The sequence below is a fragment of the Streptomyces sp. CNX435 genome, from assembly GCF_059570575.1.
This window is the reverse complement of sequence record NZ_JCANTA010000015.1, coordinates 133167-157472: the sequence shown is the minus strand read 5'-3', so window position 1 is coordinate 157472 and position 24306 is coordinate 133167. Positions and strand designations below refer to the sequence as shown.

16 protein-coding genes and 2 pseudogenes are annotated in these 24306 nt (G+C 70.4%); 11 read left to right on the top strand and 7 right to left on the bottom strand.

What is annotated here, in order from left to right; genetic code table 11:
• Positions 1–46: 46 nt before the first annotated feature.
• On the bottom strand, positions 47–1057 hold the full coding sequence (locus T328_RS23795) for a LacI family DNA-binding transcriptional regulator (RefSeq protein ID WP_496498180.1): 1011 nt from the start codon (positions 1055–1057) through the stop codon (positions 47–49).
• Positions 1058–1381: 324 nt separating this feature from the next.
• Between T328_RS23795 and T328_RS23790 the strand changes: the two genes are divergently transcribed.
• The 3 genes from T328_RS23790 (at position 1382) to T328_RS23780 (ending at position 5839) form a co-directional block, all read left to right on the top strand.
• The gene (locus T328_RS23790; RefSeq protein WP_496498179.1) at positions 1382–2347 is read left to right on the top strand and encodes a glycoside hydrolase family 6 protein; all 966 of its coding nucleotides are present in this window, start codon (positions 1382–1384) and stop codon (positions 2345–2347) included.
• Between the two features lie 158 nt (positions 2348–2505).
• Positions 2506–4152 (top strand): glycoside hydrolase family 27 protein, encoded by a 1647-nt coding sequence (locus tag T328_RS23785; RefSeq protein WP_496498178.1) that lies wholly within the window; start codon positions 2506–2508, stop codon positions 4150–4152.
• A gap of 28 nt (positions 4153–4180) precedes the next feature.
• The gene (locus tag T328_RS23780; protein ID WP_496498177.1) at positions 4181–5839 is read left to right on the top strand and encodes a glycoside hydrolase family 43 protein; all 1659 of its coding nucleotides are present in this window, start codon (positions 4181–4183) and stop codon (positions 5837–5839) included.
• A gap of 48 nt (positions 5840–5887) precedes the next feature.
• Here the strand turns inward: T328_RS23780 and T328_RS23775 are convergent, their stop codons facing one another.
• The 5 genes from T328_RS23775 to T328_RS23755 are packed head-to-tail and all read right to left on the bottom strand — an operon-like array spanning position 5888 to position 12241.
• A complete protein-coding gene (locus tag T328_RS23775) occupies positions 5888–7894 on the bottom strand; it encodes a right-handed parallel beta-helix repeat-containing protein (protein ID WP_496498176.1) in 2007 nt (668 codons plus the stop codon).
• Between the two features lie 29 nt (positions 7895–7923).
• Entirely contained in the window at positions 7924–9159 is a 1236-nt protein-coding gene (locus T328_RS23770; RefSeq protein ID WP_496498175.1) for a mandelate racemase/muconate lactonizing enzyme family protein, read from the bottom strand.
• Between the two features lies 1 nt (position 9160).
• A complete protein-coding gene (locus T328_RS23765; protein ID WP_496498174.1) occupies positions 9161–9988 on the bottom strand; it encodes a carbohydrate ABC transporter permease in 828 nt (275 codons plus the stop codon).
• On the bottom strand, positions 9988–10974 hold the full coding sequence (locus tag T328_RS23760) for a carbohydrate ABC transporter permease (protein WP_496498173.1): 987 nt from the start codon (positions 10972–10974) through the stop codon (positions 9988–9990). The genes T328_RS23765 and T328_RS23760 overlap by 1 nt, the downstream gene beginning before the upstream one ends.
• 4 nt (positions 10975–10978) lie before the next feature.
• Positions 10979–12241 (bottom strand): ABC transporter substrate-binding protein, encoded by a 1263-nt coding sequence (locus tag T328_RS23755; RefSeq protein ID WP_496498172.1) that lies wholly within the window; start codon positions 12239–12241, stop codon positions 10979–10981.
• Positions 12242–12390: 149 nt separating this feature from the next.
• Here T328_RS23755 and T328_RS23750 point away from each other — a divergent pair, with 149 nt between their 5' ends.
• Complete coding sequence (locus tag T328_RS23750; protein WP_496498171.1) at positions 12391–13161, top strand: FadR/GntR family transcriptional regulator; 771 nt, start codon at positions 12391–12393, stop codon at positions 13159–13161.
• Positions 13162–13226: 65 nt separating this feature from the next.
• Here the strand turns inward: T328_RS23750 and T328_RS23745 are convergent, their stop codons facing one another.
• Positions 13227–15677, bottom strand: a complete 2451-nt coding sequence (locus tag T328_RS23745) for a glycoside hydrolase family 95 protein (protein ID WP_496498170.1) — start codon at positions 15675–15677, stop codon at positions 13227–13229.
• A gap of 374 nt (positions 15678–16051) precedes the next feature.
• Here T328_RS23745 and T328_RS23740 point away from each other — a divergent pair, with 374 nt between their 5' ends.
• The 7 genes and pseudogenes from T328_RS23740 to T328_RS23710 all read left to right on the top strand — a co-directional run.
• The gene (locus tag T328_RS23740; protein WP_496498169.1) at positions 16052–16768 is read left to right on the top strand and encodes a FadR/GntR family transcriptional regulator; all 717 of its coding nucleotides are present in this window, start codon (positions 16052–16054) and stop codon (positions 16766–16768) included.
• 2 nt (positions 16769–16770) lie between these two features.
• Entirely contained in the window at positions 16771–18045 is a 1275-nt protein-coding gene (gene larA, locus T328_RS23735; RefSeq protein WP_496498168.1) for a nickel-dependent lactate racemase, read from the top strand.
• A 315-nt stretch (positions 18046–18360) separates the two neighbouring features.
• On the top strand, positions 18361–19476 hold the full coding sequence (locus T328_RS23730) for a glycoside hydrolase family 62 protein (RefSeq protein ID WP_496498167.1): 1116 nt from the start codon (positions 18361–18363) through the stop codon (positions 19474–19476).
• A gap of 77 nt (positions 19477–19553) precedes the next feature.
• Positions 19554–20483 carry a poly(ethylene terephthalate) hydrolase family protein gene (locus T328_RS23725; RefSeq protein ID WP_496498166.1) on the top strand — a complete coding sequence of 310 codons (930 nt, stop codon included), beginning with the start codon at positions 19554–19556 and terminating at the stop codon, positions 20481–20483.
• 106 nt (positions 20484–20589) lie between these two features.
• Positions 20590–21621, top strand: a complete 1032-nt coding sequence (locus T328_RS23720) for an endo-1,4-beta-xylanase (protein ID WP_496498165.1) — start codon at positions 20590–20592, stop codon at positions 21619–21621.
• A 171-nt stretch (positions 21622–21792) separates the two neighbouring features.
• A pseudogene (locus tag T328_RS23715) lies at positions 21793–23262 on the top strand (PQQ-dependent sugar dehydrogenase); the annotation flags it as partial.
• A gap of 130 nt (positions 23263–23392) precedes the next feature.
• Positions 23393–24172 (top strand): annotated as a pseudogene (locus T328_RS23710) (ThuA domain-containing protein); the annotation flags it as partial.
• Positions 24173–24306: the final 134 nt, after the last annotated feature.

Sequence of the window (24306 nt, the reverse complement as noted above, 5' to 3'; positions counted from 1 at the left end):
GCCGGGCTTCGCGGAGCGCCGCGGCCCGCGCCGGTGCGGCTGCCGTTCAGGTGCTGGCGCGGGCGACGAGGTGGGTGGGGAGGATCAGGGAGCTGGGTTCCTCGCCGGTGATGCGCCCGACGAGCATGCGCGCCGTCTCATTGCCCAGGGCCTGAATGGGCTGGTGGACCGTGGTCAGCGACGGTTCGGCGATCTGCGCGATGTCCAGGTCGTCGAAGCCCACGACCGCGACGTCACGGGGCACCGCCCGGCCGGCGCCGCGCAGCGCGCGCAGGGCGCCGGCCGCCATGTTGTCGTTGGCGGCGAACACCCCGTCCGTATCCGGCTCCCGCTTCAGCAACGCCGCCATGGCGGCGGCGCCGCTGGGTTCGGTGAAGTCTCCGTGTTCCGGAGGGATGGGCCGCAGTCCAGCGAGGACCATGGCTTCCCGGTAGCCGCGGTGACGTGCACGGCTCGCCTGGGTGTCCGGCAGCCCGGAGATCATGCCCACGCGCCTCCGCCCGCGGGCGAGCAGGTGCTCCGTTGCCTGGCGGGCGCCACCGACGTTGTCGACGTCTACGTACCACGGCGCTTCGAAACCCGCCGGGCGCCCGCCGAAGACGACGGGCACCTCGGCCTCGCCGGCGATGTGGAGCACAGGGTCGTTCTCCCGTACGGCCATGAGCATGGCGCCGTCGACGCCACGGGCGCGCAGGAGTTCCGCCAGACGGCGCCGGCTGCGATCGCTCGCCGCGAGGCACAGCATCAGGTGCAGGTCGGCCTCCTCCAGGGCGGCGGAGGCGCCGACGATCACCTTGGCGAAGAACGGGTCCGCGAAGATCGACGGAGCCTCGCCCGAGATGACGAGGGCGACCGCGCCTCTCTGGCGGGTGGCCAGCGCCCGCGCCGTCGTGTTCGGCACGTAGTCGAGTTCCCTGATGGCCCGCTGGACCGCCGCACGCTTCTCCGGGCTGACGTGAGGCGCGTTGTTGAGCACCCGGGACGCCGCCGAACGGGAGACGCCGGCACGCTCGGCCACCTCGTCGAGCGTGGGCTGCCGGCGCGGCACGTCTGTCATGGACCCCGGGCCCTCTCCGAGCTGTGGTTGTCGAAACCCCCTTACCCACCGGGAGCGCTTCCAGTCCCGGCCGCCTCGACGTCGCCTCGCCCTCCGGTGCGGGGTGACCTTGCACCCTCTCTTGACAGGTCCCCATCAGCACGCACACGATGGCGAAGCACTCGCGAATCTCTCTGCCGCGAAGTGGGAGCGCTCCCAAGATTCACCGCTGCTCCCGTGCGCCACTCGTGCTCGGAGTGCCGCAGCTCGACGTCGTCGCACCTTCATGCCGCGGGCCCAGGACGAGGGCCGCGCGGCGTACCCCTTCATGAATGAGGTTCACCGATGCGCAAAGTCATACGCGGGGCGGTGGCGGCAGTCCTCGCCCTGCCGCTGTTCCTGTCCGCGTCCCCATCCGCCCTGGCGGCGCCCACCCCGCTCGCCATGACCAGCGGCTTCTACGTCGATCCGAACTCCAGTCCCGCGGTCTGGTCGGCCGCCAACCCCGGAGACAGCCGGGCCGCCGCGATCGGCGACTCCATCGCCGACACCCCCATGGCCCGCTGGTTCGGCTCCTGGAGCGGTGACATCGGCTCCGCCGTCAGCTCCTACACCGGTGCGGCCGAGGCCGCCGACAAGCTGCCGATCCTCGTCGCGTACAACATGTACGGCCGTGACGCCTGCGGCGGGCAGTCGGGCGGCGGGGCCTCGTCCCCGTCCGAGTACGCCGGGTGGATCGACGCCTTCGCCCGTGGCATCGGCAGCCGCCCGGCGGTCGTCGTACTCGAGCCCGACGCCCTCGGCGACTACAGCTGCATGACCCAGGAGCAGATCAACGAGCGGCAGACCATGCTCACCAACGCCCTGACCCAGTTCCAGTCCGCCGCACCGAACGCCTGGGTCTACCTCGACGCGGGCAACCCCGGCTGGGTCGACGCCTCGACCATGGCCGACCGTCTCCACTCCTCCGGCCTCAGCCTGGCCCGAGGCTTCTCCCTCAACGTCTCGAACTACTTCCCCACTTCGGAGAACGTGTCCTACGCCGGCGCCGTCAACCAGGCACTGGGCCGCTACGGCTACAGCAAGCCGTTCGTCGTGGACACCAGCCGCAACGGCAACGGCTCGAACGGCGAGTGGTGCAACCCCGGCGGCCGCAAGATCGGCACGCCTCCCCAGGAGGGAGGCGGCGCCGAGATGCTCCTGTGGATCAAGACCCCCGGGGAGTCGGACGGCGACTGCGGTGTCGGGGCGGGCTCGACCGCCGGGCAGTTCCTGCCGGAAGTCGCCTACAAGATGATCCACGGGAACTGACCCGGCCACCGGGCGCGGCCTCCGGGTCTGCGCACGGGTCTGCGTACAGGGCTGGGCACCGGGACCAACTCCGCCTGCCGAACACCGGACAGCCGCAAGGACGGCCCGTCCCGCGGGGAGCGGGACCCCGCGGGACGGGCGCGGCGAAAGGAGCGACAATGCTCACGCGATCACGAAGACGACTGGCCCGGCTGCTCGCGGTGACGGCCGCGGCGCTGATGCTGTCCGCCACGGCGCCCCACCAGCCGGTGGCCCAGGCCGCGCCCGGGAGCCCGGCCGTCACCCCGCCGCTGGGCTGGAACAGCTGGAACAGCTTCGGCTGCGGCGTCACCGAGGACATGGTGCGCCAGGCGGCGGACGCCATGGTCAGCTCGGGCATGCGGGACGCGGGCTACGAGTACGTGGTGGTCGACGACTGCTGGTTCGACCCGCAGCGCGACGCCCAGGGCAACCTGCGCGCGCACCCGACCAAGTTCCCCAGCGGCATGAAGGCGCTGGGCGACTACATCCACAGCCTCGGCCTGAAGTTCGGGCTCTACCAGGTGCCCACCGAGCGCACCTGCGCGCAGCGCGTCGGCACGTTCCCCGGTTCGACGGGCAGCTTGGGGCATGAGGTCCAGGACGCCCGCACCTTCGCCTCCTGGGGCGTGGACTACCTCAAGTACGACTGGTGCTCCCCCGACGGCACGCGCGACGAGCAGGTCGCCCGGTTCGCCCTGATGCGCGACGCGCTGCGGGCCACGGACCGGCCCATCGTCTACAGCATCAACCCCAACAGCTTCCACGCGATCACCGGCCCCACGTACGACTGGGGCGAGGTCGCCGACCTGTGGCGCACCACCGAGGACCTGCTGGACATCTGGCAGAACGGCAACGTCAACAGCTATCCGATGGGCGTCGGCAACGTCGTCGACGTCAACGCCCCGCTCGCCGCGCAGGCCGGCCCGGGCCACTGGAACGACCCGGACATGCTGGTCGTGGGCCGGCCGGGGCTGTCGCTGACCGAGTCGCGCTCCCACTTCACGCTGTGGGCGCTGATGGCCGCGCCGTTGATGGCGGGCAACGACATCCGCACCATGTCCGCGGACGTCAGCGCCGTCCTGCGCAACCAGCGGCTGCTGGCGGTGAACCAGGACTCCCTGGGCGTCGGCGGGCGGCGGGTGCGCGACGACGGCGCTACCGAGGTGTTCGCCAAAGTGCTGTCGGACGGCTCGGTCGCCGTCGGGCTGTTCAACCGCGGCGACAGCACCGCCACCATCAGCGCCTCGGCCGCCCAGATCGGCCTGACCGGCGGCTCGTTCACCCTCACCGACCTGTGGACCGGCGCCACGTCGAGCACGAGCGGCCAGATCACCGCGAGCGTGCCGGCGCACGGCGTGACGGCGTTCCGGGTCGACGGCGGCACGCCGCTCGCCGCCGAGACCGCCCGGGTCCGCGGCACCGGCTCCGGGCGCTGCGTGGACGTCGTCAACTCGTCCACCGCCGCCGGCGCCGCCACCCAGATCTGGGACTGCCACACCGCCGCCAACCAGTTGTGGACCACCTGGGCGGGCGGCGAGATCCGCGTCTACGGCGACAAGTGCCTCGACGCCGAGGACCAGGGGACCGCCAACGGCACTCCGGTGATCACCTGGTCCTGCAACGGCCAGGACAACCAGAAGTGGACCCTCGCCGACGACGGATCGATCCGCAACGTCTACGCCGACCTCTGCCTGGACGTCAGCGGCGCGGCCACCGCGAACGGCTCGCGACTGGTTCTGTCGGCCTGCAACGGCCAGCCCAGCCAGCAGTGGACCCGCACCTGACCCGATACGACCAAGGAGACCGACCCCCATGTCCGACCCGACGCGCCCCTGGAGCCGCCGGAGGATGCTCACGGCCACCGGCCTGGCCGCCGCGAGCGCACTGCCCGTCGCGCACGCCGCACAAGCCGCACAGCCCGCACACTCCGCACCGGCCCGGCCGGCCGCGGCGTCCCGCGGCGCGGCGAGCGCTCCGCAGGCGACGTACACGAACCCCGTCCTGTGGCAGGACTTCGCGGACATCGACATCATCCGCGTCGGCGATACCTACTACTACTCCGCCTCGACGATGCACTACTCGCCGGGCGCGCCCATCCTGCGCTCCTACGACCTGGTCAACTGGGAGTTCGCCGGGCACTCGGTGCCGGTGCTGGACTTCGGGAGCAAGTACGACCTGAACGGCGGGCGCGGCTACGTCCGCGGTATCTGGGCGTCCTCCCTCGGCTACCGCCCCGGCAACAGCACCTTCTACTGGCTGGGCCAGATCGACTTCGCCCGCACCTACCTCTACACCGCCGCGTCCGTCGAAGGACCGTGGACCAGACACGCCTCGCTCGACCACGTCTACTACGACGCGGGGCTGTTGTTCGACGACGACGACACCCCGTACGTGGCCTACGGCAACACGGCCATCCACGTCGCGCAGCTCTCGCCGGACGCCCGCACGCAGGTCCGCTCCCAGCAGGTGTTCAGCACCCCGCCGAGCGTCGGCACCCTGGAGGGCGCCCGGTTCTACAAGATCAACGGGAACCACTACATCTTCCTGACCCGGCCGGCCAACGGCCAGTACATCCTGAAGTCCACCTCCGGCCCCTTCGGCCCGTACGAGATGCGGCAGGTGCTCCTCGACCTGCCCGGACCGATCGCCGGCGGCGGGGTGCCGCACCAGGGCGGCCTGGTGAGCACCCCGGACGGCGGCTGGCACTACATGGCCTTCGTCGACGCCTACCCCGGCGGCCGCGTCCCCGCGCTCGCCCCGATCACCTGGTCCGGGGACGGCTGGCCCACCCTCCAGCTCGTGAACGGCGCCTGGGGGCAGTCGTACACCGCACCGCTGCCGCTGCGCCCGGTCGCGCCGATGACCGGAACCGACACCTTCGAGGGCGACCGGCTCGGCCCGCAGTGGGAGTGGAACCACAACCCCGACACCGCCAGCTTCTCCGTCGGCGACGGACTGACCCTGCGCACCGCGACGGTGACCGGCGACCTGTACAGCGCCCGCAACACGCTCACCCACCGCATCCAGGGCCCCACCTCCACCGCCGTCATCGAACTCGACTGCTCCCAGATGGCCGACGGCGACCGCGCGGGTCTCGCCATGCTCCGTGACTCCTCCGCCTGGATCGGCCTCAAACGCGACGGCGGCACGACGCGCGTGGTGATGGTCGACGGCCTGACCATGGACGGCAACTGGAACACCACCGGCACCGGCACCGAGCGCGCGAGCGCGGCCCTGTCGGGCAGCCGTATCTGGCTGCGCGCCCGGGCCGACATCCGGCCCGGCAGCGGGCGGCAGGCCCAGTTCTCGTACAGCACCGACGGCAGCGGCTTCAGCCCGCTCGGTCCCGCCTTCACGCTCAACAACGCCTGGCAGTTCTTCATGGGCTACCGCTACGCCCTCTTCAACCACGCCACCCGGGCGCTGGGAGGCAGCGTCCGGGTGGCACGGTTCGAGCTGACCGCGCCCTAGCCGGGGCGCCCCGCCGGCCGGCGGGGCGCCCCGCGGTGCGGCGCTGCCTTACGCCGGGCCCGCGTTGGAGATCACTTCTTGGGCCTCGGCGGGGATGTTGCCGGTGTTGAAGGTGACGTTGTCGCGGACGACGTTGCCCCGTTGGCCGTCGACGAGGCCGGTGATGGCCGAGTTGGTCGTGTAGTTGCCGGTCAGGGTGAGGTCGCCGGTGCGGTTGCCGTTCTGGTTGTTGGCGTGCGCCCACTGACCGGCGCTGCCGACGAAGACGTTGCGGCTGCCGCTGAGATAGCGGGAACCCTCGTCGAAGTACAGGCCGAGCTGTCCGCTGCCCTCGCAGTAGTTCTCGTTGATGGCGCCGCTCGGGATCGCGGAGAGCGTGTAGATGCAGCCGGCGTCGAACATCGTCTGCACGACATTGCGCACGTGGTTGCCTTCGATGCGCACGTCGCGCAGCGTCGTGGGCGTCTGGTAGATCGGCTGGAAGTCGTAGAGCCCGCGGTTGATGTACTCCGGGCTGCCGCCCGGATCGTTGGCGCCCCAGCCGTAGCCGACCCCGATGCCGGTGTAGGGCATGTCGGAGACGTAGTTGTGCTCGATGGCCAGTCCGGAGATGTAGCTGGCGAAGATGCCGTCCTGGTCGAGGTATTCGAGCGCCGTGGAGTGGATGCGGTTGTTGCTGATCAGGATGTCGCTGTTGGTCATGCGCTCGTCGGACGGGTGGTGCGCGTCCGGCCGTACGCCGCCCGCCACGATGCCGCCGCCGGCGCTGGCGGTGAACTCGTTGCCCACGGCCGACACGTTCTTTGCGCCCAGTCCCACACCGGTGGCGTGCGCGTTGGCGTCGTTGCCGATGCCGAGGCCGACGGAGCCGAGGTTGACGAAGGTGTTGTTCTCGAAGGCGATGTTCTCCGCGGCGGACACCTGCACCGCTCCGGGTGCCTGGGCCCAGTTGTTGCGGGCGCCCTCGAATCCCTTGCAGCCGACCGCGCACGAGGTGAAGGCGTCCGCCGGCCGGTGTTCCTGGGCGCCGGTGAGGAACGCGCCCGTCTGCTGGTTGGCGTATCCGTTGGCGGTGCTGGGGTGCAGCCACGTGGTGCCGGTGTAGGTCAGCCCTTCGAACCGGAGGTCGCGGGCCGGCTCGTCGTAGGTGCCACCGACCTCCACCAGTGACTCCAGTCGCGGCAGCTCGACAGGCGTGCTCTGCAGGTCCTGTCCCGGAAGCGGCTTGTAGTACAGCGTTCCGGCGGTCGTGTCCAGGTACCACTCACCGGCCTCGTCGAGGAAGCTCTTGGAGTTCAGCAGGGAGAACGTCGGTGTGCGGAACGGGGACTGGATGGTGTCGTAGCCGTAGGTGTTGTTGTCCCAGCCGGGTTGCTGCATGAGCACCGTCGAGCCGGAGATGCTCTGCACCGGTGCGAACCGGTTGGTGAACGACAGCTTCGCCTGGAGTTCGATGCGCTTCTGGTCGGGCAGGTTGGCGAGGTAGCCCAGGTCCGGGTTGTTGAGGGTGAAGCCGGACGCGTTGAGGGTGATGTCGGAACGGGACAGGCTGATCTGCGCGCGCTGTGCCGGTACGCCGTCGACGTAGAGCTGCCGGCTGTCGAAGCCGGTGCCGACGTCGGCCTTGTAGATGCCCGTCGCGGGGTCGTCGAGCTCCCAGCCCGTGACCGGATCCGCGCCGCTCAGCACGGCTTCGGCTCCCGGTGCCGCCTGCCAGGTCACGGTGTGTCCGTCGCGGCCGGAATCGGCGGCGCCGAAGCGCAGCGGGGACTCGATTCGGTGGATGCCCTTCTGCAGGCTCACCGTGACGTCGCCGTCGCCCCGGCGGGCGAGGTCCCGGGCTCGTTGCTGCGCCTCCGCCAGGGTCTGCAGCGGCTGCTCGGCGGTGGCCGGGCCGTCGTCGGCGGCGCGGGGGGCGCCGGTCGGCGCGACGACGAGCGTGTACTGGGGTGCGGCGACTGACTCGGTGGGCAGGACGGCGAGCAGTCCGGCGGCCAGGGCCGCGGCGGTCGCCGCGGCTCTTGTGCGTGCGTACCGTGAACGGAGTTCAGGCATGACCACGTCCTTTCTTCGCGGTGGGGGGGTCAGGGCCATGAGGTGTGCGGCACCTCGTTGTGGCGGTACGGCGGGCGGAGCACGGGAGGTTCGGGGTGGTGCGCGGCGAGGGGGCCGCGGTCGGCGACTGCCAGCAGTCGCCGTCCGGCGTGCTCGGGCCGGATGTGGGGGCCTTCGTACGCGCCGGTGTGCGGGGGGCGTTCCGCCGCCGCGATCGCCGCCTCGTCGACCTCGATGCCCAGGCCCGCCGAGTCGCCGAGGACGAAGGCACCGTCCTCGATGCTCAGGTCGACGGTCAGGCCCACCGGCGGCTGGAGGTTCTGTAGTTCGCTGGCGATGTGGTTGGGCACGGCCGTCGCCGCGTGCACCAGGGCGACGGGAGAGTCGCCGATCGGGCTGACCGGCAGGTCGTGGGCGTGCGCCAGGGCGGCGACCCGCAGGAAGTGGGTCACGCCCCAGACCGCTGCCATCTGGACGATGTCGACCGCGCCGTGGGCCAGCAGCGGGCGGTACTGCTCAAGACCGGTGAGGTTCTCCCCGCTGGCCACCGAGGTACGGATTCCCCGCCCGACGACGGCCAGGCCCTCGGCGTCCCAGCGCCGGACGGGCTCCTCCACCCAGGTGAGGTCCAGGGTCTGCTCCAGCTCCCAGACGTGACGGACCGCCTGCTTGCGGGTCCAGCTCTCGTTCGCGTCGAGCATCAGGGCGGGCCGCGTCCCGCGTCCGGCCCGGGTGAGCACCTCCCGTACGAGGGTGAGCCGGTCGCGGTCCCGCTCGATGTCGAGACCGCCCTTGAGCTTGGCCGCCCGCAGGCCGCGCTCGGCGTAGACCTGGTAGACCGTGGCGAGGTCGTCGTCGCTCAGGGCGATGTCGAGTCCGGAGGCGTACGCCGGGACTCTCCGGTCCCGTCCGCCCACCAGTCGCCACAGCGGTTCGCCCGCGGCCTTCGCCTTGATGTCCCACAGGGCGGTGTCGAATGCGCCGATGGACCCGAAGACGGCACCGCTGTGTCCGGCCTTGAAGGTCTGCCGGATCATGCGGTCGTAAAGCGCGGTCACGCAGCGCGGGTCCTCGCCGTCGATGGCGGCGAAGACGGCTTCCGCCGCCGCGTGGGGTCCCAGTCCGACGCCGGTGATTCCAGCGTCGGTGTCCACCAGGATCACCGGCACCGGGAGGATCCCGTCGGTGAGTACGCCGTTGGCGTCGCCGGCGGGCCGGCCCCAGTCGTGGAACGTCGTCAGCTTGCGGTACCCGGTGATCCGCATGTCAGCCCTTCGTGGCGCCGGCGGTGATCCCGTCGGCGATCTGGCGCTGGAAGAAGAGGTAGATCACGAGGACCGGCAATGCGGCGATCAGTACTCCGGAGGCGAAGGTGGGGATGTCGTCGGAATACTGACCGCGCAGTGAGGTGACGCCCACCATGAGGGTGCGGTGTTCGGCGGACGGCATCATCAGCAGGGAGATGAGCACGTCGTTCCAGCAGAACAGGGCGTCGAGGATGCCGACCGAGAGCAGCGCCGGGCGGCCGATGGGCAGCATGACCCGCCGGTAGACGCCGTACAGCGTGTTCCCGTCGATCCTGGCGGCGTCCATGATCTCGCGTGGTATCCCGCTGTAGTAGGTCGTCATCAAGAAGATCGAGAAGGGGAGGAACTGCGCCACGTAGGCGAGGATCAGCCCGGGGTACGTGTCCATGAGGCCGACGTCTGCCATGACCTGCGCGAGCGGGACCATGACCACCTGGAACGGTACGAACAGCGCCGCGAGGAAACACAGGAACAGTGCTCGTGACCCCCGGAACCGCAGCTGGCTCAGGGCGAATCCGGCCATCGATCCGAACAGCAGGAGAAGCGCGACGGCGCACGCCACCACGACGACGGAGTTGACGAAGTACCGGCCGAGCCCGACGCTCGTCCACGCCGTGGCGATGTTGTCCCAGCGCAGGGAGTCCGCCGGGGAGAACCGGTCGAGGATGTAGTCGTGGCGGGACTTCATGGCGACGTTGACGGTGAACACGAGGGGGTAGACCGTCGCGAGCGCGAGAGCCGCCATCGGGACGGCGACCGCCCAGCGCCTCAGGCGTGGGACGCGCATCAGTGCTCCCTCCCCGCGCGGCGGAGCAGCCCGACCTGTACCAGCCCCACCACGAGCATGATGAGGAAGAGGACCGTCGAGGCGGCCGAGGCGAGCGCCGGGCGGTTCATCTGCCCCTGCTGGATCCAGATGTAGTACTCCGGCAGGTAGGTCGACCCCTCCGGTCCGCCGCTGGTCATCACGTAGAGCAGGCCGAACATGGAGGTCAGCATCCCGATCATGGTGGTCACGAAGACGAACTGGATGGTGCGGGAGAGGCCGGGGACGATCACGTGCCGGATGACCTGGCGGAGCGAGGCGCCGTCGACCCGGGCCGCGTCGAGGAGGCTGGCGTCCAGGGTAGAGAAGCCGGCGAGGAAGACCACCAGAGCCATCCCGAACGTCGCCCACACGTGCACTCCGACGACGGTGAACATCGTGACGTCCGGATCGCCGAGCCAGTCGACCGGACCGATGCCGACCGTGTCCAGCAGGGAGTTGAGCGGGCCGTCGATGGCCAGCAGGAGGTTGAAGATCGCGCCGACGATCACCGGCGAGAGCACCGCCGGGAAGAAGTAGACGCTCCGGAAGACCCGGTGCCCCGGCACCCGCAGGAAGATGAACGTCGCGAGCAGGCCCGGGATCGCCACCGCCACCGGGAGGAGCAGCACCAGCAGTCCGACGTTCTTCAACGCGGTGCGGAAGAGCGGGTCGCGGAAGAGTTCCGTGTAGTTGTCCAGACCGACCGCGGTCCCGTCGAGAGCGCCGTCGCCGGTGAAGGAGAAGTTGACGCCCAGGAGCAGCGGCCACAGCCGCAGACCCGCGATGATCAGGACGGCCGGGGCCACCAGGACGTAGGGCGCGAGGCGTTCGGCGCGCTGCGCCCTACGGGCGCGGGGAGAGTCCGTCCCGGGGCCCGCGCGGCGCGTGCGCCGCCCGGACTTCGTCCTGTCGGTCCGCGGGGCGCTGGCCGGGCGGACCGACGGCTGCGAGCCTCCGAGCAGCACGCGGTCAGCCCTTCTGGTCGGAGTCGGCCAGTTCCTTCAGCGCGTCGTCGACGCTGGTCGATCCGCTCAGAATCTGCTGGGACAGCCTCCCCATCAGGTCCAGCGTCTTGGTGGACAGCGCGACGTGCAGTGCGGGCTTGCCGGCCTCGGTCTCCGAGACGATCGTGGAGAGGGCCGCTCCCCCGGCAGACACGTCGATGGTGGTGTCGGACACGACCGCGCCGGCGTCGGCGTAGAACTTCTTGAGAGCGTCCGTCGAGGTCAGGGAACGCACCAGGTCTGCGGCCACGTCCGGCTTCTTCGTCCACTTCGCGACCGCGTAGCCGATCCCGCCGTCGTACGGGAGGGCGGGCTCGGCGTCGGCCTCGGCACGCGGGGCCTGCATGACGCCGATGTCGTCGGGGTCCAGGAACTCGCCGAAGTCCTTCCAGTGGCCGACGTCCGACATCAGCCCGACGATGTGGGCGGCCTCACCGGACTGGAAGAGTGCGAAGGCGTCGTTGAACAGGGCGGTCGAGTTGGCCCCGTCGTTGTTCAGGCCGGCGTCGTTGGCCTCCTTCCAGAGTTCGAAGATCCGTCGGACGCGGGGGGAGTTCCAGTCCCGGTCGCCGGCGATCCAGTCGTCGTACTCCTGCGGGGTGAGCACACCCGGCCCCAGTCCCGAGAGGAAGAACTGGATGCCGAAGCCCTCCTTGTTCCCGAGGGAGAGACAACTGGCTTCCGTCGCCTCGGTGATGGCCTCGCAGTCGTCGACGAACTCGGTCCAGGTGGTCGCCGGGCGCTCGGGGTCGAGCCCGGCCTCTTCGTAGAGCGCCTTGTTGTAGTAGAGGGGATGGCCCTGCAGCGTCACCGGTGCGGCGTAGGTCTTGCCCTTCGCGGTGAAGGCTTCCCAGCCCGCGAGCCGCTTCCTGTCCTCGGTGACGTAGTCGTCAAGGGGAAGCAGGGCGTCCGCGCGGTCACGTATCTGGCCGCCGCCGTTGAAGAGCATGACGTCGGGGCCCTCGCCGGCCTGAATGGCCGTGCCGAGCAGCGTGTAGTACTGGTCGAAGGGCTGGGCCACGAACTCGACCTTCACATCGGGGTGCTGCTCGGCGAAGTCGGCCTTCGCCTGCTCGATGTAGGAGGCGGCCGTCTCCTCGCCCGACTTCCAGTCCCAGACCACGAGTGTGTCGTCCGAGGTGCCGGACGACGAGCCGGAACCCGCGCTGCCGCAACCTGACAGCAGCCCGGCGACCAGGACGGCCGCCCACAGTGCTGGCCGCTTCATCTCGATCACTCTCCGTTGCTGCCGGGAAACGGCGGGCCATCGCCGATAGCTCGGAAACGTAACTCGTATGACGTATTAGGTCAATGCCTTGCCGGTATGATGACCGCCTAGTCATGGCGCCGCGTCGTCGCGGGGCCGCCGGAGGAACTATGACGACATCCCAGCCAGCCGCCCAGAGCAGTTCCCCGCCTCCCACCTGGGCGCAACGACCGGCGAGCCTGGCGAGAGCGGTCACGGCCGAACTCGTGGGACGTATCGTCCGCGGGGAACACCCACCGGGAACGCCGCTGCCCCCCGAGCCCGCTCTCTGCGAGACCTTCGCCGTGAGCCGGACCGTCGTACGGGAAGCCGTGAAGGTGCTGCAGGAGAAGGGACTGGTGCAGGTCCGCCAGGGCTCCGGCACCACCGTGACCGCACCGGCGCTGTGGAACATGCTCGACGAGCAGGTCCTGACCGCGAGCATCGCCCAGGACGAGAGCCTGGAGATCCTCGACGACCTCGTCGTCACGCGGCGTCTGCTCGAGTCCGACATGGCGAACGTCGCCGCCAGGCTGGCCACCGCGGATGTCGTCGACCAGTTGCGCACGCTGGTGGACCGGATGGACGAGCTGGTCGGCGACCACGTCACGTACGCCGAGCACGACCGCGCCTTCCACGACGTGATCATGCAGGCATCAGGGAACCGTATCGCTCGAGCGGTGGTTCGCGCCCTGGAGAGTCAGGTCGTCAACACCGCCCGGTACATGGGGCATCCGGAGCGTCGCATGTGCGTCGCGTCCAACCGCGGCCACCGCGGCATCTACGAACGCATCGCCGCTCACGATCCGGGCGGCGCCGCCGAGGCGATGTTCACCCACATCACCGAAGCCTGGCTCGTCCGCCGCAGTGCACCGGGTGACCCGGTGCGGCTGGACCGTTAGCGATCTCTCCCGGCAGGGCCGGCGCTGCCGCGGTGGTCCACGTCCGCGGGCGGGCGAGCGGGCGATCACGCGCCGTCTCCGCCGCGCCGCGATCCCAGGGCATTCGCACGATACGTGTGCCCCGGTTGAGCGGCGAACTCGATGAGATCCGGCTCGGGTTGCTCGTGCTGGACGGGCTCGCCGCCGGTCAGGTCGAGGAGCTCGTAGTCACCGCCGAACAGCTGGCTGCGGACTTTCACCGCCCCGTCGCGGTCGGGTGTGAGGGAGAGCTGCGTGGCCCGGCCGCCGGTCCATGCGGCGCCGACGGTGTATCCGCCGCGCCCGCGCAGGCCCTCGACGCTCCCGTTCGGCCAGGCCGGCGGCAGTGCGGGCAGCAGGTGCAGTTCGCCGTGGTGGCTGTGCAGCAGCATCTCGGCGATGCCGGACGTCGCGCCGAAGTTGCCGTCGATCTGGAACGGCGGGTGCAGGTCGAACATGTTGGGCGCGAGCCGCTCCGGCGTCACGAGGTCGCGGATCAGGTCGTGGGCTCTGCCGCCCTCTTCCAGCCGCGCCCAGTAGTTGATCTTCCAGGCCAGCGACCAGCCCGTACCGTCGTCACCGCGCAGCTCCAGGGTCCGGCGGGCGGCCTGGAACAGCTCGGGTGTGCCGCGCTTGGTGATCTGGTTGCTGGGATGCAGACCGTAGAGGTGCGAGACGTGCCGGTGGGCAGGCTCGGTCTCCGTCCAGTCGTACAGCCACTCCTGGATGTTGCCGCGGGAGCCGGTCCGCGTCGGCGCCAGGCGCTCCCGGGCCGCCAGGACCTGGGTGCGGAAGTCGGCGTCCACGCCCAGGATCTCGCCGGCGCGGGCGCAGCCGTCGAACAGGTCGCGCAGGATCTGCATGTCCATGGTGGGTCCCGCGCACACGGACGCGTCCGGGTGGTGGGCGAGCTCCGGCGAGTTCGACGGGTTGGTGACCAGCCAGCCCAGCTTCGGTTCCGCCACCAGCGTGTCGAGGAAGAACTGCGCGGCGCCCTTCATCGCGGGGTAGTTGGCCCGCAGGAAATCGGCGTCGCCGGTGTACTGGTAGTGGTCCCAGATCAGGGTGGCGAGCCAGGCCCCGCCGGTCTGCCACATGCCCCAGAACGCCCCGTCGACGACCGAGGTCCCCCGCCACGCGTCGGTGTTGTGGTGTGTGACCCAGCCTCCGGCGCCGTACTGCACTTGTGCCGTGCGGGCGCCGGTCGTCGTCAGGTCGTCGATCATGTCGAACACCGGCTCGTAGCACTCCGAGAGGTTCGTCGAGTCGGCCGGCCAGTAGTTCATCGGCAGGTTGGCGTTGAGGGTGTACTTCGAGTCCCACGGCGGGGCCATCTGGTCGTTCCAGATGCCCTGGAGGTTGGCCGGCTGGGTGCCGGGCCGCGAGGAGGAGATCAGCAGGTAGCGGCCGTACTGGAAGAGCAGGGCGGAGAACTGCGGGTCCTCGGCGCTGTTGTGCTGTGCGATCCGGACGTCCGTCGGCTGGTCGGCCGCTCCGGTACGGCCGAGGTCGATGGTCGTCCGCCCGAACAGCTCCTGGTAGTCGGCCACGTGCCGGCTGCGCAGCTCGTCGTACGTGCTGCCCTGTGCGGCGTCGAGGTGCTGCCGGGCGATGCCCTGGTGGTCGCCGCTCACGTTCTGGTAGTCGACGTAGCTGGTGCCGATGGAGACCAGCAGCGTCACGCTGTCGGCGTCGGCCACCCGGAGCGTGCCACCCGAGCTGGATACCGTGCCTCCCTCGGCAACGGCCCTGGCCAGCGCGAGGAACCGGACCGAACCGGCGATGCCCTCCATGCTGCCGGAGATGCCGTCCAACGCGATCGTCGTGCCGTCGGGGCTGGACGCCGAGGCGTTCTGCGGGCTGGCGAACGTGGCCGAGAACGCGATCGAGCCGGGCGCGTCGGCGGTCAGGCGCATGACAATCACCTGGTCCGGTGCGCTGGCGATCACCTCGCGCTGGAACCGCACACCGTTCGCCACGTAGGTCACGGTGGCGGTGGCGGTGGTGAGGTCGAGCCACCGTCGGTACTCGGACGTCCCGCTCGTGCCGGGAAGGGCGAGCCTGAGGTCGCCGACGGGCTGGTACGCCAGCTCTCCGGCCGGTTTTCCGAGCATGCTCCGGTCGATCAGAGACTGCGCCTGGCCCCACTGATCACCGAAGACCAGTTCCTGGATCTCCCGCAGCGCGCCCGCGCCCGCCTGGTTGGCGGGGTCGTACGGCCCGCCCGCCCAGAGCGTGTCCTCATTGAGCTGCAGCCGCTCGGTGTCGGCGTTGCCGAAGACCATGGCGCCGAGGCGGCCGGCGCCGACCGGCAGCGCGCGCAGCCAGTCCGAGCCGGCCGGCTCGTCGTACCACAGCGCCAAGTCGTCGACCTGTCGCACCTCCGGGGGTGCGGTCGCGTCGGCACGGGCAGCCGCCGTCCATGGAACGGGCATCATGACGGCGCCCGTACCCGCCGCGCCGAGCCTGATCATGTGCCTGCGGGTCAGTCTCCGCATCCTGGTCCTCCACTGAGTCCCGGCGGAGTCGCGGCGGTCGCCGTCGGGAAGGGGTCCGTCGCCGAGGGCCGACCCGGAGCCGGTCTCTCACTGCCGGCCATCTCCGGTCCGCCGATTGCCTCATCGGCCGTGACACGCCGGAGACGTTAAATGTCCACGGGCACCCACGCAACCCTTCTCACGCAAACTTCGGCTGCATAAAAGGTGCATAGCGGGTGTTTACACACGTGATACGTCAGACCTCTCCCCCCGAGAGATCGCCCCCCATCGACGGCTCGACAACCCAGACATCACATGTATTGTGCTTCGCACTACCCCGAAGACCGGTGATCGCGGGGCGTGCCGGACACACAGCCGAGGCTGGAGGCCGAGCGATGTCACTGACCGACAAGGCGATCAGGCGCATTCGGGAGCTGATCACTTCGGGCGAACTTCCGCCGGGCGCGAAGCTGCCGCCCGAGCAGCAACTGGCCGCGGAGCTGGGCCTGTCGCGGGGGCTCATGCGCGAGGCGGTCAAGGCGCTGGTCGTCGCACGAGTGCTGGAGATCCGCAGGGGCGACGGCACGTACGTCACCACGCTGGAACCCAGGGTGCTGCTCGAAGGACTGGGCTCCGCGGTCGAACTGCTCCAGGGCGACACCCTGCTGGAGCTCACCGAAGTGCGCCGGCTCCTTGAGCCGGTCGCCACCGGACTGGCCGCCACCCGCATCTCGGCCGACGAACTCGCCGGGGTGGCGGGACACCTGGACGCCATGCGTGCGGCCAGGGACGACGTCGAACTGCTCAACAAGCACGACGTGGCCTTCCACCAGGCCGTCGTCTCCGCCACCGGCAACCAGACACTGGCGAGCCTGCTGGAGGGCATCTCCGGTCGTACCGTACGGGCCCGGGTCTGGCGCGGGATGGTCGACGGGAACGTCGCCGACCGGACGCTCGCCCAGCACCAGGAGATCTACGACGCGCTGGCCGCCGGAGACGCCGCGCTTGCCCAGGCCGCCGCGCTCATCCACGTCAGCACCACCGAAGCGTGGCTCCGCAGGCATCTCACGCCGGCCGCGGAGGTCGCGCCGCACCCGGAGGCCGGCATGTGAGAGTGCAACTGGCATACGGTGAGCACGGGCTCGGCATCGAGGTCCCGGACACGGCCACGGTCGTCACGCCCGCGCATCAGCCCGGAGCAGGTGATCCGTTGGCCGTGCTGCGGGCCGCGCTGCGCGAGCCGGTGGCCGGACCGCCGCTGCGCGAGCGGGTGCGCCCCGGGCAGACGGTGGCGATCTCGGCCTGCGACGGCACCCGTCCGCAACCGCGGCACCTGGTGATCCCCGCCCTCCTCGCCGAACTCGACGGCCTCGTCCGGCCCGAGGACGTGGTGATCCTGGTCGCCACCGGTACGCACCGCGGCAACACCGACGCCGAGCTGCGCCGGATGTTCGGTGATGCCGTCGTGGACACCGTGCGGATCGTCAACCACGACGCGTTCGACCGCACGCGGCTCACCTGGATGGGCGTCCACGGTGCCGGCGTGCCGGTGTGGCTCAACAGCGAGTGGGCCGCGGCGGACGTGCGGATCACCACCGGCTTCGTCGAGCCGCACTTCTTCGCCGGCTTCTCGGGCGGGCCCAAGCTGGTTGCGCCGGGGCTCGCCGCGCTGGAGACGGTCCTGGTCCTGCACGACGCCACCCGCATCGCCGACGAGCGCGCGACGTGGGGCATCACGCACGGCAACCCGGTCCATGACGACGTGCGCGCGATCGCCGACGCCACCGGCGTGACGTTCGCGCTCGACGTCGTGCTCAATCGCGACCAGGAGATCGCCGCCGCCTTCGGCGGGGACCTGCCGGCCATGCACGCCGCCGCCACCGCACACGCCGCGCGTACGGCGATGCGCCCGGTCGACGCCCGTTACGACGTGGTCGTCACGACCAACTCCGGCTTTCCGCTGGACCAGAACCTCTACCAGGCGGTCAAGGGCATGTCCGCCGCGTACCAGGTGGTGCGTCCGGGCGGCACGATCATCTGCGCGGCCGAATGCCGCGACGGCTTCCCCGACCACGGCTCCTACCGCGAGGTCCTCTCCTCCGCACCGTCCCCGCAGGCGCTGCTGGACGCCATCAGCGCCCGCACCGAGACCGTGCCCGACCAGTGGCAGGTGCAGATCCAGGCCGCCATCCTGGCGCGTTGCCGGGTCGTCATGCACACCGACGGCCTCTCCGTCGCCGACCTCGCGGCCGCCCATCTCGACCAGACCGACGACGTCACCGCGGCCGTTGCCGAGACGCTGGCCTCCGCCGGCCCCGCAGCCCGTCTGTGCGTGCTGCCCGAGGGGCCGCAGACCATCCCCTACCTGCGTGAGGTGATCGACTCATGAGGTGTGTTCCGGTTGAGGCGCCTCCCGCGCGACCTCGCTGCCGACCGGTAATTCGCTCGAAATTTTCGCCCCTGAAGCCGAAATCATTCAGCGAAGGGGGTTGACGCGCAGCCGCCACCGCCCAATCATCCATGTCTGAGAGTTCGACCATAGTTCGGTATATCGAACGCTCGGGGCCTCTTGGGCCTGCTGGATTCGGCAGGCCACCGCACGGCAGCACGCGCACAGCCCGTTCCTTCGTTCCGGAGGCTCTCCCCGCGCACACACGACGCCGCGTGGCGGGCCCCCGGTTGAGCCGCGATGGAGAAACCCCCCATGCCTCTGTCGAACCACCGCCGCCGCTCGCGTCCGATACGCGCAGCCGTGGCCATCCTCTTCGGACTGGCACTGGCGTCCTTCGCCGTCCCCGCCGAGTCCGCTCCCCTCCGCGCGCCCACGCCGGCCGAGGCCGGGCAGGCCACCGCCCAGCAGGAACTGCCGGACAGCTTCCAGTGGTCCTCCGGCGGGCCGGTGATCTCACCCCAGGCGAACATCAACTCCGTCGCGGCCAAGGACCCGTCCGTCGTCCAGGACCAGGAAGGGACCTGGCACGTCTTCTTCACCAGGGTCGACACCTCGGGCGACTGGGGCCTGGCGCACACCAGCTTCGACGACTGGTCCCAGGCCGCCGACGCCCCGCAGACCGACCTGGAGACCGCCTCCGGCGTCGGCACCGGCTACCGGGCCGCACCGCACGCCTTCTACTTCGCCCCGAAGGACGAGTGGTACCTCGTCTACCAGACGGGCCTGCCCTCGTTCTCCACGACCACCGACCCCGACGACCCCACCAGCTGGTCGGCCCCGCGGAACTTCATGGACAGCGTGCCGGACATCGTCGAAGAGAACATCGGCAACGGCTACTGGCTCGACTTCTACGTCATCTGCGACGACACGAACTGCTACCTGTTCTCCGCCGACGACAACGGCCACGTCTACCGCTCCCAGACCACCGTGGCCGAATTCCCCGGCGGCTTCGGCGACACCGAGATCGTGCTGTCGGACACCAAGAACAACCTCTTCGAAGGCGGCGCCGTCTACCGCGTCGCGGACACCGACACCTACCTGCTCATCTGGGAGGCCATCGGCAGCGACGGCCGCCGCTGGTACCGCTCCTTCACCTCCCAGGGCCTGGGCGGCCAGTGGCAGCCGCTCGCCGACACCGAGGCCAATCCGTTCGCCCGCAGCAACAACGTCACCTTCGAAGGCGGCAACGCCTGGACGAAGGACATCAGCCACGGCGAACTGATCCGCACCACCCCCGACCAGACCATGACCCTGGACCCCTGCAACCTCCAGCTCCTCTACCAGGGCATGGACCCCAACGCCGGCGGCGAGTACTCCCAGCTCCCCTGGCGCCTGGGGCTGGCCACCCTGACCACCGACGGCTGCTGAACCTCCCCGGCCGCCGGGCGCATCGCGCCACGGCGTCCGCCCCACGGATCCCTTCCCCCACACAGGAGTGTCTTCGTATGTCCATGAACAGGCGCAAGGCCATGGGTGCCCTGCTGGGCCTGGGTGTCGCCGGCACGGCAGGCGCCTCCTCGCTGTTCGGCGCCGCACCGGCCGCCGGCCGCCCGGCTCACCTGCCCGTCCTCTCCCGGTCCGCACCGACCCAGGACTTCGCCATCGGAGTGCGGCAGTTCAACTGGAGCCGCGGCGGCCGCTCGATCTTCACCAAGATCTTCTACCCGGCCACCGGCTCCCCCGGCGGCAACCCCGTACCCGACGCCCCGCTCGCCGACGGCGTGTTCCCCATCGCCCACTGGAACCACGGCGCGTACGGCAACTCCGACTCCTACGCCTCGCAGACGCACGCGATAGCGTCCGCCGGCTTCATCTGCCCCGCCCCCTCGATCAGCGACAACACCAACATAGGCTCCGTGTACGGAGGCGAGTGGTCGAAGGACGTCTCCGAGGTCATCACCCAGACCCTGGCGCTGAACGACGCCTCGGACAGCCCCTTCGCCGGACAGATCGACACCGCGGCCGGCGTCGGCGTCTCCGGCCACTCGATGGGCGGCATGACCACCCACGGCCTGCTGACCAACTGGCCGGACGACCGGATCAAAGCCGCCGTCCCGGTCGCCTGCGTGGACATGGGCGACCCGGCGGGGCTGGACGCCAACGTGCTGTTCATCCACGGCGACCAGGACCCCACCTGCCAGTACAGCCTGGCCCGCCAGGCATACGAGGAGCTGTCCGCCCCCAAGGCGTTCCTCACCCACCTCGGCGCGGACCACGCCGCCTACCTCAACCCGGGCTTCCCGACCTTCGACCAGACCCAGAACACCCTCGTGGACTGGTTCCGCTGGAGCCTGTACGGCGACACCGACGCCCTCGAACGCCTCCCCGGGGGCGCCACCGCGCCCGGCACCAACTGGGAAGCCGTCCTCGAATGAACCACCGGGTCCGGTGCGGCCCCGGCCGCACCGGACCCTCGGCACCGCTTCCGGACAGCAGCCGGACGGCACCTGTCACCCTCCACCGGAACACAAGGAGTAAGTCATGCTCAGCACCTCCCGCCGGCGGCGCACGCGCCGCCGGGCCTGGTCGGCGGTCATCACGGCCGTGACGTCCGCCGGGCTGGCGACAGCCGGGCTTCTGACGTTCTCCGGCAGCGCCCAGGCGGCCGACACGCTCGGCGCCTCGGCGGCCGAGAGCGGCCGGTACTACGGCGCCGCCGTGGCCCCCAACCTGCTCGGCGAGAGCGACTACGTCGGCACGCTGAACGCCGAGTTCAACAGCATCGTCGCCGAGAACGTCATGAAGTGGGACGCCACCGAGCCCAGCCAGGGCCAGTTCAACTTCCAGGGCGGCGACCAGCTCGTCGCCCACGCCCAGGAAAACGGCATGTCCGTACGCGGCCACACCCTCGTCTGGCACGCCCAGCAGCCCGGCTGGGTGCAGGGACTGACCGGCGACAACCTGCGCCAGGCGATGGTCAACCACATCGACGGGGTCGCCGGCCACTACGCCGGGGAGATCGACTCCTGGGACGTCGTCAACGAGGCGTTCGAAGGGGACGGCAGCCGCCGCCAGTCCAACCTGCAGCAGCAGATGGGCGACGGCTGGATCGAAGAGGCCTTCCGCGCCGCTGACGCCGCCGACCCCGACGCCACCCTCTGCTACAACGACTACAGCACCGACGGCATCAACGCCAAGAGCGACGGCATCTACCGCATGGTCGAGGACTTCCTCGCCCGCGACGTGCCCATCGACTGCGTCGGCTTCCAGTCCCACCTCGACTCGAACTCCGATCTCAGCACCTACCAGCAGAACCTGCAGCGCTTCGCCGACCTCGGCGTCGACGTGCAGATCACCGAGCTGGACATCGGCGGCTCCGGCGGCGCCCAGGCCGACGCGTACCGCACGGTCACCGAGGCGTGCATGGCCGTCGAGCGCTGCACCGGCATCACCACCTGGGGCATCACCGACAAGTACTCCTGGCGCGGCGACGACACCCCGCTGCTGTTCGACAGCAACTACCAGAAGAAGGAGGCGTACAACGCCGTACTGGAGGCGCTGAACGCCGGCTGACGGGCGTACCGCCGTCTCACCAGGACCGGGGCGGGGCGCCCGGGAGGGCCCCGCTTGGCGCGCGGATGCAGGGCGCCCCGTCCCACCCCCCGTTCACCACGCTCGGCCGTGCGGCCCGCCACCCGACCGGCGGGCCGCACCGAGCGACCCACTGCCCCACGGAGGATCGACATGCACAGACGGTTCAGAGGAGTTCTCGCGGCGGCGATCTGCCCGCTGCTCGCCACCGCGGGCGCCGTGGTGGTGCTGTCGCCCGCCTCGGCCCAGCCCGCCGAGAAGGCCGACACCCGGCAGGCGCAGCTTCAGCAGGTGACGCTCGCCAAGGGGGCCGCCGAGATGGGCGAGCCGATGACGCTGGCCGTGCTGCCCGACCGCTCGGTGCTGCACACCTCGCGCGACGGCACCGTGCGGGTCACCGACCCGGAGGGCAACACGAAGGTCGCGGGCAACGTCTCCGTCTACCGCCACGACGAGGACGGCCTGCTGGGCCTCGGCGTCGATCCGGGCTTCGCCACCAACCGCTTCGTCTACCTGTACTACTCCCCCCAGCTCGACACTCCGTCCGGGGACGCACCGAGCGAGGGCTCGGCCGCTGACTTCGAGCGGTTCAAGGGCGTCAACCGGCTCTCCCGGTTCACTCTGAACGAGGACAACACCCTCGACGTCGGCAGCGAGAAGTCGGTCCTCGAGGTGGAGGTCGACCGCGGCCAGTGCTGCCACACCGGCGGCGACATCGACTTCGACGCCGAGGGCAACCTCTACCTCTCCACCGGCGACGACAGCAACCCCCATGCCTCCGGCGGCTACACCCCGATCGACGAACGCGGCAACCGCAACCCGGCGTTCGACGCGCAGCGGTCGGCGGGCAACACCAACGACCTGCGCGGCAAGATCCTGCGGATCAAGGTCAACGACGACGGCTCGTACGACATCCCGGAGGGCAATCTCTTCGCGCCGGGAACGTCGCAGACCCGGCCGGAGATCTACGCCATGGGCTTCCGCAACCCGTACCGGATCAGCGTCGACCAGGAGACCGGCGTGGTCTACGTCGGTGACTACGGCCCCGACGCCGGGTCGGCCTCCGGCAGCCGGGGTCCGGGCGGCATGGTGGAGTTCTCCCGGGTGGCGGCACCGGGCAACCACGGCTGGCCGTACTGCGTCGGCGACAACCAGCCCTACATCGACTACAACTTCGCCAACGGCGCCTCCGGCTCCGCGTTCAACTGCTCGGCGCCCGCCAACAACTCACCGCGCAACACCGGCCAGGGCACCCTCCCGCAGTCCCAGCCGGCGTGGATCCCCTACGACGGCGGCTCCGTCCCGGAGTTCGGCAGCGGCTCGGAGTCGCCCATGGCCGGCCCCGTCTACAACTACGACCCGGACCTGGACTCGGCGGTGAAGCTGCCGCAGGAGTTCGACGGTGACTTCTTCGCCATGGAATTCGGCCGGCGCTGGATCAAGAACATCGAGGTGAACGACGACGGCAGCCGCGGCAGTATCGGCAACATCCCCTGGTCCGGCACCCAGTTGATGGACGCGGCCTTCGGCCCCGACGGTGCCCTGTACGTCCTGGACTACGGCACGACGTGGTACACGGGCGACGCGAACAGCGCCCTGTACCGCATCGAGAACGCCTCCGGGGCCGCGGAGTCACCAACGAAGGCGGGCTGACCAGGCACGACCAGCAGGCCACCCGGAGACCAGCCGGCGCCAGGCCGGGCACCGCACCGACCCGAGCGGCGTCCAGACCGCCACAGAAAGGAAGATCCACATGTCTGAACTCCCGACCCGCCGGAGGCTCCTCGGCGGAGCCCTGGGTGTCGCGGCGCTGCCGATCGTGGCGGCTCCGGGCGCCCGGGCGCTGCCGCTGCCGGACTCGGGCTCGTCCGCGGCTGCCCAGGACCCGTACGAAGTCCTCGTCTTCTCCAAGACGGCAGGTTTCCGCCACGACTCCATCGACGAGGGCATCACCGCGCTCGGGGAGCTGGGGGCGGAGAACGACTTCGCGGTGACCGCCACAGAGGACGCCACCACGTTCACCGGCGACGCCCTTGCGCGGTTCAAGGTGGTCGTGTTCCTGCACACCACCGGCGACGTGCTCGACGCCACCCAGCAGACGGCGTTCGAGGAGTACATCGCGGGCGGCGGCGCCTACGTCGGCGTCCACTCGGCCTCCGACACCGAGTACGACTGGCCCTGGTACGGCGAACTGGTCGGCGCGTACTTCCAGTCCCACCCGCAGATCCAGAACGCCACGGTCGTCATCGAGGACCAGACGCACGACGCGACCGCCCACCTCGGAACGACCTGGCAGCGCACGGACGAGTGGTACAACTTCCGCGCCAACCCCCGCGCCGACGTCCAGGTGCTGGCCTCGCTTGACGAGTCCAGCTACAGCGGCGGCACCATGAACGGCGACCACCCCATCGCGTGGTGCAAGGAGTACGCGGGGGGCCGCTCGTTCTACACCGGCGGCGGGCACACCGCCGAGTCGTATGCCCAGGAGGACTTCCGGCGCCATCTGCTCGGCGGCATCCGCTGGGCCGCGGGCACCGTCGGGAACGCCATGTGATGCCCGGCGGACACCCGGACTCGCCGGGCGGATGCCCGAGCCGGGATCCGTGCGGTACCCGGGGCGGGAAGGCTGCGGCGCGGGTGCTGGGCCCCGCGCCGCGGCTGCTTCCG